The following is a 15,040-nucleotide window of genomic DNA, read 5'->3' as shown; positions in this document are numbered from 1 at the left end:
GACTGCGTGAATGGGCGATTGCAGGGCCGTTGGCAAGCGCCCTCACAGATCGGGTTGATCGGCACCAAGGGCACGGATCGGCAGATCCGCGTCTTTTGGCGGGGTCTCGCCGATGACCACGACATCAGCTGCCTGCATGTGCCGGGCGAACCACAACACCAAAGCCAAGGCATCGCGCGGCTGCGCCGAAGGGCCGTCCACCGCGTCCAGCACGATCTTGGAGGGGGCCCAGACACTGATCTGGCCTTGCCGCATGGACCAGTCCAGTTCCGTGCGGGAATTCACCACCACGCATCGCGGATCGCGGGCCGCCAGAACCCAGGCGTTCTGTTCGATCGCCAGCAGGTCGATGCGGCGCTGTGCCATCGGGTGGCCCGCGGCCGGGGCCGGCAGGTCCGGCGCGCCCACGCACAGGATCGTCGGGCGGTGCCCGGATGACAGCTGGTCGATCCAGCCCTTCAGATGCGGCGAAGCAATGGCCGCGTTGGACAGATAGATCACCTCGGGGTGGGGACGGTCGTCACCGTGGCGCTGGGGGGGGGCGCTGGCGGGGCTGGTCGTGGAACGGGCGCGCATGATCTCGACCCCAAGAGCACCGGGGCCGCGATCCAGCTTTTCGATCCGCACGAAGACGCGCCGCGCCTGCGGCTCCAGCAAGATGCGGTCTGCGACGCGCTGCGCCAGCGTTTCCAGCAGGTTCAGACGCTCTGCGCCAAGTTCATGGGCAATCGCCTCGGTCACCTTGTCATAGGACAGGATACGGTCGACATCATCATCCAGCCGGTCCTGGGGTTCGACCTCGACCACCACGTTGAAGCAGATCCGCTGCGTGGTGCCGCGTTCGGCCTGAAAGGCGCCGATTTCCACGGTGACCACGTGATCACGCAGGGAAATGCGATCCAGCATCTCTTGACTGGCGGTGCCTTCCGCACGTTCGGACGGATGGCCGAAGGCCCATTTGATTTCGCTGCTCATGGTGTTTCCCCCTGCCTTGCGCGCGCAGAGTAACGCGCCACGCCCCGGCTGCAAGGCCGGCTGCGGCACAGCGGCGGCTGGAAACGGCGTGTTCAGTTCTGCGCTGTTTCCATCGGGTGGCGATAGAAGTGATGCATGCCGATCGTGGTGGTGCGGGGGAATTTGCGCGACCAGTTCGGTGCGACAGCGGTCGTATGGTAATGCGTGGCCCCTTCGGTAAGGGCGCGGGGGGCCCCGCTGGCCATGACGCTGGCCACCTTGGCCGAAATGTCGAAGGCGGCCTTTTCGGCGATCACATCCGGGATACCGTCACAGGTATAGGTGAACTGGCACTGGTATTTCCGGCCCGTGCCCTGATGGATCACACCACAGATCGTGTCGGGATAAAGCACGCTGTCGACCCGGTTCAGGATCACCTCTGCGACGGCGAACTGACCGCGCAGGGTCTCGCCGCGCGCCTCGAAATACAGCGCCTCGGACAGACAGCGCGTTTCCTCATCGGTCAGTTTCGGGCGCGGCAACTGGTCCAGCCAGTCCCGGCTGTAGCTGAGCTGCCCCGATGCGGGGGCCGACTTCTGCAGGAAACCGTCCAGATGAGAGGCTGAAATCCGGTTCAAACCGCGACGCTCTTCCTTGAGAACATCGTGAATGGGCGTCTCGCCCACCGCAGGAAGGGCCACAAGAGTGGCCAGTGCAATGGCAGCAAAAAGGCGCATTTTCGTCATCTCCTTGTCAGAATGCACGGGGAGCAGATCCCGGCCCATCCTGCAAAATCAGACGTGTCCTTAGCCAAAAATCGACTGGCCGTCCACCCACGGACGATTCGAGCGCCGAACAGGCGGGATACCGCTCAAAAGCGCAAGATCAATTTTTGCATCGGACCCATGCATTTTTGGCAAATATGGTAGGCAGTCTGGCCTAAACCTACCCTGTCTTGTCCCTGACCGCCAATTGCGCCGCGGCCAGTCTTGCGACGGGTACGCGGAAGGGAGAACAGGACACATAGTTGAATCCGGCATCCCTGCAGAAGGCGATTGATTCGGGGCTGCCGCCATGTTCGCCGCAGATCGACAGGACCAGGTTGGGGCTGGCATCGCGCCCCCTTTTTGCCGCAATCTGCAACAGCTCGCCCACCCCGTCCTGATCCAGCGTGTGAAACGGATCCTCGGGAAAGACGCCCTGCTGCACATAGGTCGACATGAAGCGACCCGCATCGTCGCGCGACAGGCCATAGGTCATCTGGGTCAGGTCGTTGGTCCCGAAGCTGAGAAACGAGGTATATGGCGCGATCTCGCCTGCCCTGAGCGCCGCGCGCGGCGTCTCGACCATGACCCCCAGACGATAGGTGAAACTCACCCCCGATTCGTTCCGCACGGCCGCGGCCACCGCGTCGACGCGGGTCTTGACCAGCTCCACCTCGCGCTTGGCCGAGACCAGCGGGATCATGATCTCGGGCACCACCGGGTCGCCGTCACGGCTGGCCAGGATCGTCGCCTCGAAGATGGCGCGCGCCTGCATGTCATAGATTTCGGGCACGGTGATCCCCAAACGGACACCGCGCATCCCCAGCATGGGGTTGTATTCGGCCAGCGCCTCGCAGCGGCGCGTGACATCCGACAGCGGCAGATCCAGCGCCTCGGCCAGTTCGCGATGGCCGGCGCGGTCGTGGGGCAGGAATTCGTGCAAGGGCGGATCGAACAGCCGGATGCACACGGGCTGGCCCTGCATGATGCGGAAAAGTTCCGCGAAATCGGCACGTTGCATCGGCAAAAGCCGATCCAGCGCGGCCCGGCGATCCTTGCTGGCATCGGCAAAGATCATCTCGCGCATCACGGTCAGGCGGTCGGCCTCGAAGAACATGTGTTCGGTGCGGCACAGGCCGATCCCCTGCGCCTTGAAATTGCGGGCGGTCTGGGCGTCTGCGGGGGTGTCGGCATTGGCCCGCACCCCGATGTCGCGCACATCGTCGGCCCATTGCATCAGGGTCTGAAAGGCATCGTCCTGCGTTGCCTCCAGCATGGCAGGTTCGCCGACCAGAACATCGCCATTGGTCCCGTCGATGGTCAGGATGTCGCCCGCACGGAATTCGCGCCCGTCCGGCGCCGTCAGGGCATTCTTGCGCAGGTTGAACTTGATATCGCTGGCGCCCACCACGCAGGGCAGGCCAAGCCCGCGACCGATCACGGCGGCATGGCTGGTCATGCCGCCCCTTTCGGTCAGCACTGCAACGGCGGCATGCATGCCGCGAATATCCTCGGGGCTGGTCTCGCGGCGCACCAGGATGCAGGGCTCGCCCCTTGCGGCGCTGGCCTGGGCCTCGGCGGCGGTGAACACCAGCCGCCCGCTGGCCGCACCGGGGCTGGCGGCAATCCCGCGTGCCAGACGGTCGCGCGGCGCGGACGGATCGATCTGGCGATGCAGAAGTTCGTTCAGCGCGCGCGGTTCGATCCGCAGAAGCGCCTCGTCGCGCGGAATGATCCCCTCTTCGGCCAGGGCGACGGCGATACGCACGGCGGCACGCGCGCTGCGCTGCACGCGCACGCCATCCAGAATATGCACCTGGCCATTCTGGATCGTGAATTCCGCCTGCATCTCTTCACGCAGGCGCTGGCGCATCAGCGCGGTATGCGCCTTGAGCGCTTCAAAGGCCTCGGGCGCCAGTTCCTCAAGCGAGGGGCCGCGGCTGTCACGTTCCAGATAGAGGGCGTTGGTGCCACGTTGCAGCGCGTCGCGCCCCTGGCTTTGGGACAGGTAACGCCCGGTGATCTGCTTGTGCCCGGTCTGGGAATTGACCAGCTGGATCACGCCCGATCCGCATTCCCCCTGCCCCAGACCCAGGGCCATGGCCTGCACCACCAGGCCCAGACCCGCATCAACGGGCGCGCCCTTGGCCTGCCGCAGCAGCCGCGCGGTCGTCCCGCTCCAAGCGCGCGCCATGGACCGCAGTACTTCGGCCAGTTGGACGGCCGGGTCCTGGGGAAAGGGTTCCTCGGTCTCGTCCTCATAGGCGCGCAGCACATCGGCCAGCCCGTCGGGCCCCTCCAGCGACACGTCGTCGAACATGTCCGGGTCAAGACGCGCCACATGCAGCGCATAAGCCTGCACGAAGCGAAGATAGATCGCGGCGGCCGCATCCTCGCCCAGCTTTTCGCGCAGGCCCTTGTAGACCTCGTCGTTCATGCCGATGTTCAGAACCGCACCCGGCCCGCCCCAGTCCGGGTCTTCCGAGGATGGGCGCACGCAGACCAGGGGTGTCGCGCCAAAGGGCTCCATCAGCGCATGCATGTCAGGCATCTCGCCCGCCGCGATCCGCTGCACCGCCTCGAAGCTGAGCGCGACAGTCAGCGGCACAGGCAGATCCAGCCGCGCCAGCCGCTGCAGGCATTTCGCCCGCCCGCCATGGGTGGCGGTGCTGATCGGGGCTGTGGGCGTGACGAGAGTAAGGTCAGGGTCGTTATGCTGCACTGCGGCGCCTTTCGTATTCAGGTGCAGAATACGCCCGATCAGCCCCAAAGCAAGCGCGGCGTTCAGGAAGTGTCAGATTTATTTGACACCTGGGCCGTTCAGCCATCCAGCCGGGTCAGGTCCGCGACCGCAAGGCAGGTGCTGCGGATGCGCGACAGCAGGTTCAGACGATTGCGCCGGATCACCGCGTTGTCGGTATTCACCTGAACCGCCTCGAAGAAGGCGTCGATAGGCGCGCGCAGGGATGCCATGGCGGTCATGGCTGTCGCGAAATCCTCGGCTTTCATGGCAGGGGCTATCGCGGCCTCGGCTGTGTCGAGGGCGGCGAACAGCGCGCGTTCGGCATCAGTTTCGGCGAATTTCACATCCGCGCCATAGGAGTATTCGACGCCGTCCTTTTCTTCCGCCTGGGACAGGATATTGGCGGCGCGCTTGAACCCTTGCAGCAGGTTTTCGCCGTCATCGGTTTTCAGGAATGCGGCGAGGGCTTCGGCCCGTTTGACCAGCAGGGTCAGATCGTCATTGCCGGGCATCTGAAGACAGGCGTCGATCACGTCGTGGCGGATGCCCTGATCCTTGAGGTAGACCTTCAGACGGTCGTGGAAGAAGGACAGAAGGTCGGTGCGGTTCTTTTGCATTCCGCCTAGCTGAAAGGAAGTTGTCAGCATGGTGAAGGCTGCAACGAATGGGCCAGTCGGAGAGTTCAGTCCCATGCGCACCCCGTTGCCCAGCACCAGACGGATCACACCCAGTGCGGCGCGGCGCAGGGCGTAGGGGTCCTTGGAGCCGGTGGGCTTTTCGTCGATCGCCCAGAAACCTGTCAGCGTGTCGATCTTGTCGGCCAGCGCCACGGCGACGGAGACGGGGTGCGTGGGCACTTCGTCCGATGGGCCCAGCGGTTTGTAATGCATCTCGCAGGCCTCGGGCACGCCGTCATCATGGCCTGCGGCGGCGGCGTAATAGCGGCCCATAAGCCCTTGAAGTTCGGGAAATTCGCCGACCATCTCGGATTGCAGATCGGCCTTGGCGACGCGTGCAGCCTCGCCGGCCAGGTCGGGTTTGGCACCCACCAGGGGCGCGATCTCGCGCGCCAGCGCCTCGATCCGGGTGACGCGGGCGGCCTGACTGCCCAGCTTGTTATGGAAAGTGACCGAGGCGAGGCCTGCGGCCATCCCCTCAAGCCCCTTGGTCTTGACCGTACGCAGGTCGTTTTCCCAGAAGAAGCGCGCATCCGACAGGCGGGCCGACAGCACCTTCTGGTTGCCCGCAAGGATCGTCGCGCCATGGTCGCGGGTTTCGATATTGGCGACCGTGATGAAACGCTCGATCCGGCCCGTCTTGGGATTGCGGACGCTGAAGAACTTCTGGTGTTCGCGCATGCTGGTTTGCAGCACCTCGGGGGGCAGGCCCAGAAACGCCTGGTCAATCGCGCCCATCAGCACCACGGGCCATTCCACCAGCCCCGCCACCTCGGCCAGCAGGCCGGGGTCAGCGACCAGCTCAAGCCCATTGGCGAAGGCCTGGCTTGTTGCCTCGGCCCAAATCGCATCGGCGCGCTCGGTCGGGTCCAGGATCACGCGATTCTGCTTGAGCTTTGCGGCGTAATCCTCGAACGAGGTGACCGAAAACCGCCCCTTGCCCATGAAACGGTGGCCTTCGGTGGTGTTGCCGGCGGTGATCCCGTCCACGGACATCGGCACCACCTCGGCCCCGGCTTCGGTGGTCAGGATGCACAGGATGGATTGCAGCGGGCGCACCCAGCGCAAAGACCCCGCGCCCCAGCGCATCGACTTGGGCCAGGGGAAGTTGCGGATCGCAGCTTCCAGCACCTCGGCCACGATATCGGCGGCGGGGCGGCCCGGCTTTTCGACCACGGCGAAGAAGACACGCACCTTGCCGGCGTCACGTTCCTCTAGCTGGTCGCGGGTCAGGCCCGCGCCGCGCAGGAACCCTTCGATCGCCTGTTCGGGCGCATCCACCCGGGGGCCCTTGCGTTCCTCGCGCAGGGTGGGCGAGTTGGCCAGAAGCCCCTCGATGGCCAGCGTCAGGCGGCGCGGCGTCGAAAAGGCGGCCGCCCCCGCATAGGTCAGACCAGCCTCGACCAGACCGTTGGTGACCAGTTTCTTCAGGTCATCCGCCGCCCGCGCCTGCATGCGCGCGGGGATTTCCTCGGAGAAGAGTTCAATCAGAAGATCGGGCATGGATCGGTTTCCTTGGCGCGGGGATCAGTTTTCCAGCGGGGGCGTGGGGCAATCTGCGGGGGCGGGTTGTCCGTCAAAGACCACCTCGCCGCAGCGGTTGATCTGCTGCCAGACAAAGCCGCGCCCGTCGGTCGTGACGGCAACGATGCGGTCGATACCATAGTGGACATTCTCGGTGCCCATGAAGGCCAGCGCAGTGCCCTGTTCCAGCTCGGCGCCCAGCGCGCGGGCATCGAAACAATCGAACCACTTGGGCGCCACCAACGGCACGGCCCGCGCATAGGGTTCATAGGTCGCGCGCATCTGTTCCAGCGACAGATCGGTGCGGAAACAGGCGCGGTAGCGGATCGGGCTGCTGTCGGAATCGATCGCCTGGAACGCGACATGGGGCAGAGCTTCGGACTGACCCGTGGCCAGCGCGACGATCTGCACATCATCGGGGCCAGAGGCCGTGATCTCGTCGTAGAAGCCGTAGACCTGCAGGTAATACATCGCCACGCCGCCGACCAGGGCGCTGACAAGGATCAGGATCGCCAGGAATTTACCCATCACGCGGCCCACCCGCCAGCGTCCGTCTGCACGAAGGCATCGGCGCATTGCTTGGCCAGCGCCCGCACCCGCCCGATATAGGCCTGGCGTTCGGTGACCGAAATCACGCCGCGCGCGTCCAGCAGGTTGAACAGATGGCTGGCCTTGATGCATTGGTCATAGGCGGGATGCGCCATGATGATGCGCTTGCCGGTCTTGGGGTCCTCGGCGGGCTCTGCCAGAAGGCGGGCACATTCGGCCTCGGCATCCTCGAAATGGCGCAGCAGCATCTCGGTGGTGGCGGCGTCGAAGTTGTGGCGGCTGTATTCCTGTTCGGTCTGACGGAACACATCGCCATAGGTCAGCGGGATCGGCGCATCAGGATCGTTATAGGGCATGTCCATCACGTGTTCGACGCCCAGCACATACATCGCCAGACGCTCCAGCCCGTAGGTCAGCTCGCCCGAGACAGGGTGGCAGTCATGCCCGCCAACCTGCTGGAAATAGGTGAATTGCGACACTTCCATCCCGTCGCACCAGACCTCCCAGCCCAGGCCCCAGGCGCCCAGCGTGGGGCTTTCCCAGTCATCCTCGACAAAGCGGATGTCATGCATGGCCATGTCGATGCCGATGGCCTCGAGGCTGCCCAGATACAGCGCCTGAAGATCGGGGGGGCTGGGTTTGATCAGCACCTGGTACTGGTAGTAATGCTGCAAGCGGTTGGGGTTTTCGCCGTAACGGCCATCGGTCGGGCGGCGCGAGGGCTGCACATAGGCGGCAGCCCAGGCACGGCTGCCAAGGCTACGCAACGTGGTGGCCGGGTGAAACGTGCCCGCGCCCACTTCCATGTCATAGGGCTGCATCACGGCGCAGCCCTTGCCGGCCCAATAGGCCTGAAGCCTCAGGATGATTTCCTGGAAACTGCGCGGCGTACCGCCTGTTCCTGCCATGCTCATGCGTCCAACGCTCCTGATCGGTTGTCCCGGCGCCCTGGTCGCCCGGATATCGGGCAACAGATCGCGCGCTCTACCTATTGCCCGCACCGGATGGGGTCAATTGCGCGATCATGCATTATTCGGATGCATGCCGGTCGGGATTTGTTAAAACAGGGCCGCTAAGGCCCGAACGGGGTCAGATGACAAAGGCAGAGGCGTTTGATTTGATGTTGAGGCAGGTTTTCGCGGTATTCGTTATTGGTCTGTTGCTGGTGCGCGGCGCCTGGGCGCAGGAAGAGGTCGTGTGGGTCCAGATCGAGGCCCGCCCCACCCTGGCCGAGGCGCAGGATCGCGCGCGGACATATGCCGCGGAACTGCCCGACGTGAACGGGTTTGTCCTGCCCAGCGGCTGGTATGCGCTGGCGCTTGGCCCCTACACACGGGGCGATGCCGATCAGGTCCTGCGCGTCTACCGCGCCGAAGGCACGATACCGAACGACAGTTTCATTGCCTTCACCAACAGTTTCCGACAGCAGTTCTGGCCGATTGGCGCGAACCTTCTCAGCCTGCCGCAAGCGACCACCCCGCCCGAGGGGGCCCCGGCGCAGGACCCCGACGCACAGCCTGTCGTCACCGACCAGGCCGGCATTCCGCAACCGCCCCTGCCGGACGAATCCCCCAACGAGGCGCGCAGCAGCGAGGCGCAATTGTCCCGCGAGGGGCGCGAGGCCTTGCAGGTTGCGCTGAAATGGGCCGGTTTCTATGACGGCCCGATTGATGGCGCCTTCGGTCGCGGCACGCGCGCATCCATGTCCGCATGGCAATCGGCCAACAATTTCCAGCCTACCGGCATTCTGACAACGCTTCAGCGCCAGACGCTGCTGGGTCAATATAACGCCGTTCTGTCCGGGCTTGACCTGCAAATGGTGCGCGACGAAACCGCCGGAATCCAGATGCTGCTGCCGCTGGGGGTTGTCAGTTTCGACCGGATCGAGCCGCCTTTCGTGCATTACGAGGCCAGCGGCGATATTGATGCGCGGGTTCTGCTGATCAGCCAGGAAGGCGACCGGGCCACGATGTTCGGCCTTTATGACATCATGCAGACCCTGCGGATCGTACCCACCGAGGGCCCGCGCGAACGGCGCGAGGACGGGTTCGTCCTGATCGGCCAGGGCGGCGATTTCGTGTCACATACCGAGGTCACGCTGGCGAACGGGCGGATCAAGGGCTTTACCCTTGTCTGGCCCGCCGGCGACGAGGACCGCCGCCAGCGTCTGCTGGGCGAAATGCAGAAAAGCTTCACCCGGATCGACGGGGTACTGGATGTCATCGCCGATGCACCGGGCGCGCAGGGCATTGATCTTGTGGCCGGTCTGGAAATTCGCAAGCCGCGCCTGACCCGGTCAGGTTTCTATGTCGATGGGCAAGGGACTGTCGTGACCTCGACCGATGCGGTTGCGGGCTGCGCGCGGGTGACGCTGGACAACGACACCGAGGCCAGCGTGATCGGAACGGATGAAACCCTGGGCATCGCCGTTCTCAGACCTGATCTGCCGCTGGCGCCAATGACAACGGCGGCCTTTCAGACCGTCACGCCAAGATTGCAGTCCGAAGTGTCGGTCGCGGGGTTTTCCTATGGTGGCATTCTCAGCGCGCCGACCCTGACCTTCGGTCGCCTGGCCGATCTGCGTGGTCTGAACGGGGAAGAGAACCTGAAGCGGTTGGAGATGGACGCCCTGCCCGGTGATGTGGGCGGTCCCGTTCTGGATATCAGCGGCGCCGTGGTCGGCATGTTGAGCGCGCCAACCCTGGCCGGGCGCCAATTGCCGCAAAACGTCAGCTTCAGCGTGGACGCCAGCGCGATCCGCGCCCTTCTGGACAGTATCGGCGTGACCTCGTCACTCTCGGTCGCCACCAGCGCGCTGCATCCCGTGGACCTGACCCGTCAGGCCAGTGCGATGACGGTTCTGGTCGGCTGCTGGGACTGACACCAGCCCGGTCAGGCGCGCCAGAAACTGACCGTGAAGACCGCGAAGACCACCAGAACCTCAAGCCGGCCCACGAACATGGCAAAGCTGAGGATCCATTTGGCCGCATCGTTCAGCCCGGCGAAATTGCCCGCCGGGCCGATCTGATCACCCAGGCCGGGGCCGATATTGGCCATGGCCGTCGCCGCCCCCGAAACGGAGGTGATGAAATCAAGGCCGGTCAGCGACAGCGCCACGGCGACGATCCCCAGCGTGAGGACGAAGAAGCCGAAGAACGAAATCACCGAATCCATCACGTCATCGGTGATCGGCGCACCTTCGAAACGGGGAATGAAGATGCCGTTTGGTGACTGCGTCTTGCGGATCTGCGCCCGGATCGACGAAAACAGGATCTGATAGCGGAAGATCTTGACAGAACAGGCCGTCGATCCGGCACAGCCGCCGATCAAGCCGATGAAAAAGAACATCCCCACCAGCAGACTGCCCCAGGCCATGTAATCCACGCTGGCATAGCCCGTGCCCGACATGATCGAGGTGATGTTGAACAGCGCCTCGCGGAAGGCCTGTTCAGGATGGTGCGGGAAGATCGTGGTCAGAATCGCGGCTGTACCGATGCTCAGACCCGTAATGATGCCGATGAACCAGCGCACCTGGCTGTCACGCCAAAGCGGGCGCGCCGTGCCGTTCAGCAGCTGGACATAGCGCACGAAAGGCAGCGCCGCGAGGATCATGTAGATCGACGCGGCATATTCCATATTGCCCGAAAACGCCCCGAATGACGCGTCATAGGTTGAAAACCCACCCGTCGAAATGGTCGTCAGCGCATGCACAGTGGCGTCAAAGGCATTCATCCCCATCAGCAGATAGGTGAACATGCAGGCCACGGTCAGGCCCACGTAGATGATCGAGATCTGCGATGCGATGGCGCTGGCGCGCGGCAGGATCTTTCCCATCGTCTCGAAAGCTTCGGATTTGAAGATCTGCATGCCACCCACGCGCAGTTCGGGCAGAAAGACCATGGCGACAACGATGATGCCGATTCCGCCCAGCCATTGCAGGATGCCGCGCCACAGCAGCAGGCCCTTGGGCAGATCGTCAAGCCCGACGAACACGGTGGAACCGGTCGTGGTCATGCCCGACATCGCTTCGAAGAAAGCATCGACAAAGCGTGCCTCGGTCGCGCCCAGCATGAAGGGCAAGGACCCGAAAAACGGAAGAACCAGCCAGACGCCGCTGGTCAGGATGAAGGTCTGCTGCAGCGTCAACCCTTCTTTCGCGCCATTGCTGCAGGCCAGTGAAATCAGCCCGCCGGTCAGGAAGGTCAGAACCGCGCTTTCAAAGAAAACAGGCCAGTGGCCCCTGCCCTCGGCAAGGTCCACAGCAAGCGGGGGGATCATGGTCAGGCCAAGGGCCGCGACCAGAAGGCCGATCACATATCCGACGGGTCGCAGGTCCAACATGGGGCAAGGCTTGGCCGTAGCGCGCGACGCTGTCAAGCGTCACACCGCCACGGCCGCCGGTTCGCCGCGTCACCGTCAGATATAGAAGGTGTCGCGGAAGACATGGCGCGGGATGTCGTCACGCGTGATGCCGATATCCGCCAGTTCGCTGTCGGACAGGGCATTCAGGGCCTCGATCTGGTCCATGCGGGATTTGCGGTGCATGTAGGCATTGATGCCCTGGCCCAGGCTGGCAAAGAAGGCGTCGATCCGCGCCATCAGGCGGGCGCGCGTGTCGATTGCCGTATCGTGCAGATTGGTCATGTGGGTAGCCATAATAAACCTCGATTTCGTTGGTTCGTTGTCTCCCTTGCCATCAAAGTAGGTCAGCATTGATGACTTTACCACCGACAATGCCGCAATGCGGCATTGCGCTGACAGCAAGGCAGGCGATCCTTCCCTGCCCGGTCCTGGGGGACGACACGCAAAAAGGCTGCCCGGTCGGACAGCCTTTTTTCAATTGCCAGGGTCATGGTGCTGTCGCACCGCCCGGAGTCACGCCCAGCAGAGATCGCGAAAGACGTAGTGTACGATCTGTTCGCGCCGGATCCCGATCGCCGCCAGTTGCACGTCGCTCATGGCTTGCAGCGCCTCGATACGGTCAAGACGGCTGCGACGCCGGGCATAAGCTTCAAAGCTGCGGGCGAACCATGCGCGCAGGCTTGTTGCGTCGATGCCGTGAAAAACGGGGGTATTCGTGGTGTTGCTGCTCATGTCTTTTGGTCCTTGTATTGTCGCCCTTTTCCGGGGCCCTTTTCCGGGGCCCATGTCCGGGATCAGGGATCAGATAGGCACCACCTGCCCTGGCGACTACCGCCAAATCAGCAACCCCGCCTTGCACTTTCTGCAATGCAGCATTTCATGGCTCGATCTGCGGACATGAAAAGGCCGCCGCCGGGTCTCGACCGGGCGGCGGCAACGCGGGCGGGTTCGCAGGCCGGCAGGCGTACCGGCCCGCGGCCTCAGCCGACGTGGAACAGGGTGTTGAACAATTTCGGATCCACGCTTTCGCTGGCGAAAGTGGCCCCATCCGTCAGGATGCTGACCGCATCATGGCTATGCAGGCTTTCCTGATGGCTGGCCACGACCCGGAAATCACCGACACGCTCATCGGCCTGCAACTGTTCGCAGAACAGGCGCGCCGCATCCTCGACGAAGATCGGGTTGGCCGCGTTCAATTCGGCAAATGCCTGTTCATCCTCGCGCTTGACCATGACCTGGGTTTCGGTCGGCACGGCATTCCGGGCCATGTCGATCACATCCTCGAACCACAGGCAGGCGCCATCCAGAACCTCGGCAGAGATGCGGGCGACGGAACGCTGCGAATGCGGCGTGGCCAGCTGCCCGCGCGTCTGACGCGCATGTTCGCTGAGTTCCAGCGAGCAGGGGCAGGTCGAGGAATAGACATAGTCGATATGGATGATCTTCTTGCGTGCACCCGCCTTTTCGATCAGCTCCAGTGCGATGTCATAATACTGGTAGCCTTCCAGTCCCGAACGCAGCGACGTGATCTTGACCGGATAGGAAAACCGCATCTGGATCCGCGCGTCGAAGCTGTCCAGATCGGTCATGTAATCCTCAAGCGCGGCCTCGATCACCTCGAAGCTGAAGGTCTTTTCCGAATGTTTGTAGAAAGACCGCATGATCCGGGACATGTTGATGCCCTTCTTGTCCGCCTCAAGGCTGACGGTGCCTGTCACGCTGGTCTCAAGCGTCAGATCGCCGTTGTCACGCGTGTGAAAACGGATCGGCAGGCGGAAATTGGAAATCCCGACATGCTGGATCTGCTGGCGCGCGCCACGGATCAGGCTGGACGGGCCGTTCTGCAGGTCGGGCAGGCTGTCCTTGTAGGTCGCATCGACCTCGAACCCATAGGGATAGGCCCGCGACAGCACCGGGTAGCTGGACGGCTCCCGCCCCGGCAAAAGACGCGCAAGCGAGGGGTCGAGATCGGCAATCTCGGCCTCGGACGCGCGGGCGGCCCATTGGCGCAAACGCTCCAGCGCCTGCGCCGCGTCCTCGCGGCTGGGCTGGCGATCAAGATCGGGCGTGTGAATGTTCATGAGGGGCCCCTTCGCGTCATGATGCCATCCTAAAATAGGACGGTTGCTCGTTAATTACCACTTACGAAGATATTTACGTCGGACGCGACAGATCGGATCAAAGCAACTTTGGCCAAATCGGTGAAAAACGCCCGCGCCGCGCGTTTTGTCCTGGTTCTTGATGCGCGGCGTTGCGGTCCGTCACGTCATGGACAGGGATAAGGCCCACCCCAGTTGCCGAACTGGGCCGCGAAAAGACACAGCCTGCGCGCACGATCCTGCGGCGGGCCATAGGTATGCCAGTCCGCACTGCTTGCCCCGCTCATGAACAGGGACCATGCCGCAAGGACCGCTTGTTGCGGCGCGCTTCGGGCGGCGCAATTGTCGGCGTCCCGCTCGGCGATCATCTTGTTGCCACGCGGCTGCAGGTGGTGGCCAAGCATGACGTGGCAATGTTCATGCACCGCGAAAAAGCGACAGGCCAATCCGATCTGCTGACAGAGGGCCGGATTGAAAAGAATGACCGCGCCAGTCGGCGAATTCGGGTTTGCCACGACCATGGCGATATCGCTCAGACCGGGGGTCGGCACTTCGGGTGTTGCTGTTTGCGCGACTACGGGTGCGGACATTGCCATGAAAATTGCCGCAACAAGCCTTGCCAGTCTACTCATACCACACCACTCCGAAACACAGGTTCACCGACGGCACGCAAACTGCGCGCTGGTATGTTATCGAAATAGGTCCGGAAAATCAACGCGCCGCCCGGGTCCCGCCGAGGGGTCGGACCAGCACGGCCGCAAGGGCAACCCACCAACCGATTGCAAAACCGCCATGATCGTCTAGCGTGGCGCAATGATCGCTCCGGTTGTTCTATTCCTTCTGTCGCTTGCGGGCATTCTCTGCGCGCTGGTCCTGCCTGACGCGGGGGACTGGCTGCTGGTGACAGGGCCTGCGGCCATCGCAAGCGGGATCCTGATCCTCCGGGCCATGGTCCGGCCGAAGGCGCCGGCCTTGCCAACGGTCATCCTGGACGGATCGAACGTCATGCACTGGCGCGACAACACCCCCCAGATCGAAACCCTGCGCGAGGTGATCGTCGCACTGGAACGCGCGGGGTTTGCCCCCGGCGTCGTCTTCGATGCCAATGCCGGCTACAAGCTGATAGGCCGCTCTCTGCATGACGACACGCTCAGCCGCGTTCTGGGGCTGCCGCGCAGCCGGGTGATGATCGTGAACAAGGGCGAACCGGCCGATCCGAAAATCCTGCGTGCGGCACGCGATCATGGCGCCAGGGTCGTCACCAATGACCGCTTCCGCGACTGGATCGCGGAATTTCCCGAAATCACGCAGGCCGGCGCCCTGATCCGGGGCGGCTACCGGAACGGGGCGCTCTGGCTGGAGCTGTGA

Annotated in this window: 13 protein-coding genes; 2 read left to right on the top strand and 11 right to left on the bottom strand. The window is 63.6% G+C overall.

What is annotated here, in order from left to right; all coding sequences use genetic code 11:
* Window positions 1–42: 42 nt before the first annotated feature.
* From ACFQ3C_RS05460 to ACFQ3C_RS05435, 6 genes are all read right to left on the bottom strand, one after another.
* Window positions 43–975: a dihydroneopterin aldolase gene (locus tag ACFQ3C_RS05460; RefSeq protein WP_380789472.1), complete on the bottom strand. Its 933-nt coding sequence runs from the start codon at window positions 973–975 to the stop codon at window positions 43–45.
* 92 nt (window positions 976–1,067) lie between these two features.
* The gene (locus tag ACFQ3C_RS05455) at window positions 1,068–1,691 is read right to left on the bottom strand and encodes a cell wall hydrolase (protein ID WP_380789471.1); all 624 of its coding nucleotides are present in this window, start codon (window positions 1,689–1,691) and stop codon (window positions 1,068–1,070) included.
* Between the two features lie 208 nt (window positions 1,692–1,899).
* On the bottom strand, window positions 1,900–4,440 hold the full coding sequence (ppdK, locus tag ACFQ3C_RS05450) for a pyruvate, phosphate dikinase (RefSeq protein ID WP_380789470.1): 2,541 nt from the start codon (window positions 4,438–4,440) through the stop codon (window positions 1,900–1,902).
* A gap of 98 nt (window positions 4,441–4,538) precedes the next feature.
* Entirely contained in the window at window positions 4,539–6,593 is a 2,055-nt protein-coding gene (glyS, locus tag ACFQ3C_RS05445; RefSeq protein WP_380789814.1) for a glycine--tRNA ligase subunit beta, read from the bottom strand.
* A 72-nt stretch (window positions 6,594–6,665) separates the two neighbouring features.
* The gene (locus ACFQ3C_RS05440) at window positions 6,666–7,190 is read right to left on the bottom strand and encodes a DUF6446 family protein (protein WP_380789469.1); all 525 of its coding nucleotides are present in this window, start codon (window positions 7,188–7,190) and stop codon (window positions 6,666–6,668) included.
* Window positions 7,190–8,119 (bottom strand): glycine--tRNA ligase subunit alpha, encoded by a 930-nt coding sequence (locus tag ACFQ3C_RS05435; protein WP_380789813.1) that lies wholly within the window; start codon window positions 8,117–8,119, stop codon window positions 7,190–7,192. The genes ACFQ3C_RS05440 and ACFQ3C_RS05435 overlap by 1 nt, the downstream gene beginning before the upstream one ends.
* A 212-nt stretch (window positions 8,120–8,331) precedes the next feature.
* On the opposite strand from ACFQ3C_RS05435, the gene ACFQ3C_RS05430 reads away from it, so the two are divergent.
* Window positions 8,332–10,092: a serine protease gene (locus ACFQ3C_RS05430; RefSeq protein ID WP_380789468.1), complete on the top strand. Its 1,761-nt coding sequence runs from the start codon at window positions 8,332–8,334 to the stop codon at window positions 10,090–10,092.
* An 11-nt stretch (window positions 10,093–10,103) separates the two neighbouring features.
* Here the strand turns inward: ACFQ3C_RS05430 and ACFQ3C_RS05425 are convergent, their stop codons facing one another.
* The 5 genes from ACFQ3C_RS05425 to ACFQ3C_RS05405 all read right to left on the bottom strand — a co-directional run bounded on the left by ACFQ3C_RS05425 (window position 10,104) and on the right by ACFQ3C_RS05405 (window position 14,262).
* Window positions 10,104–11,552, bottom strand: a complete 1,449-nt coding sequence (locus ACFQ3C_RS05425; protein ID WP_380789467.1) for a TrkH family potassium uptake protein — start codon at window positions 11,550–11,552, stop codon at window positions 10,104–10,106.
* A 75-nt stretch (window positions 11,553–11,627) separates the two neighbouring features.
* Window positions 11,628–11,855 (bottom strand): DUF1127 domain-containing protein, encoded by a 228-nt coding sequence (locus tag ACFQ3C_RS05420; RefSeq protein WP_380789466.1) that lies wholly within the window; start codon window positions 11,853–11,855, stop codon window positions 11,628–11,630.
* 231 nt (window positions 11,856–12,086) lie between these two features.
* Window positions 12,087–12,305: a hypothetical protein gene (locus ACFQ3C_RS05415; RefSeq protein ID WP_380789465.1), complete on the bottom strand. Its 219-nt coding sequence runs from the start codon at window positions 12,303–12,305 to the stop codon at window positions 12,087–12,089.
* A 248-nt stretch (window positions 12,306–12,553) separates the two neighbouring features.
* Complete coding sequence (gene folE2 / locus ACFQ3C_RS05410; protein ID WP_380789464.1) at window positions 12,554–13,654, bottom strand: GTP cyclohydrolase FolE2; 1,101 nt, start codon at window positions 13,652–13,654, stop codon at window positions 12,554–12,556.
* A 185-nt stretch (window positions 13,655–13,839) separates the two neighbouring features.
* The gene (locus ACFQ3C_RS05405; protein WP_380789463.1) at window positions 13,840–14,262 is read right to left on the bottom strand and encodes a hypothetical protein; all 423 of its coding nucleotides are present in this window, start codon (window positions 14,260–14,262) and stop codon (window positions 13,840–13,842) included.
* Window positions 14,263–14,485: 223 nt separating this feature from the next.
* Here ACFQ3C_RS05405 and ACFQ3C_RS05400 point away from each other — a divergent pair, with 223 nt between their 5' ends.
* Window positions 14,486–15,040 (top strand): NYN domain-containing protein, encoded by a 555-nt coding sequence (locus tag ACFQ3C_RS05400; RefSeq protein ID WP_380789462.1) that lies wholly within the window; start codon window positions 14,486–14,488, stop codon window positions 15,038–15,040.

It is taken from the genome of Seohaeicola saemankumensis, from assembly GCF_042678485.1.
In the GTDB taxonomy this organism is placed as follows: domain Bacteria; phylum Pseudomonadota; class Alphaproteobacteria; order Rhodobacterales; family Rhodobacteraceae; genus Seohaeicola; species Seohaeicola saemankumensis.
The sequence above is the reverse complement of the archived record's forward strand: the minus strand, read 5'-3'. Positions and strand labels throughout refer to the sequence as shown.

Coding starts and splice junctions, on each gene's coding strand:
- ACFQ3C_RS05460 (WP_380789472.1), bottom strand. CDS start 975: ATGAGCAGCGAAATCAAATGGGCCTTCGGCCATCCGTCCGAACGTGCG.
- ACFQ3C_RS05455 (WP_380789471.1), bottom strand. CDS start 1,691: ATGCGCCTTTTTGCTGCCATTGCACTGGCCACTCTTGTGGCCCTTCCT.
- glyS (WP_380789814.1), bottom strand. CDS start 6,593: ATGCAGGCGCGGGCGGCGGATGACCTGAAGAAACTGGTCACCAACGGT.
- ACFQ3C_RS05440 (WP_380789469.1), bottom strand. CDS start 7,190: ATGGGTAAATTCCTGGCGATCCTGATCCTTGTCAGCGCCCTGGTCGGC.
- ACFQ3C_RS05435 (WP_380789813.1), bottom strand. CDS start 8,119: ATGGCAGGAACAGGCGGTACGCCGCGCAGTTTCCAGGAAATCATCCTG.
- ACFQ3C_RS05430 (WP_380789468.1), top strand. CDS start 8,332: ATGTTGAGGCAGGTTTTCGCGGTATTCGTTATTGGTCTGTTGCTGGTG.
- ACFQ3C_RS05425 (WP_380789467.1), bottom strand. CDS start 11,552: ATGTTGGACCTGCGACCCGTCGGATATGTGATCGGCCTTCTGGTCGCG.
- ACFQ3C_RS05420 (WP_380789466.1), bottom strand. CDS start 11,855: ATGACCAATCTGCACGATACGGCAATCGACACGCGCGCCCGCCTGATG.
- ACFQ3C_RS05415 (WP_380789465.1), bottom strand. CDS start 12,305: ATGAGCAGCAACACCACGAATACCCCCGTTTTTCACGGCATCGACGCA.
- folE2 (WP_380789464.1), bottom strand. CDS start 13,654: ATGAACATTCACACGCCCGATCTTGATCGCCAGCCCAGCCGCGAGGAC.
- ACFQ3C_RS05405 (WP_380789463.1), bottom strand. CDS start 14,262: ATGTCCGCACCCGTAGTCGCGCAAACAGCAACACCCGAAGTGCCGACC.
- ACFQ3C_RS05400 (WP_380789462.1), top strand. CDS start 14,486: ATGATCGCTCCGGTTGTTCTATTCCTTCTGTCGCTTGCGGGCATTCTC.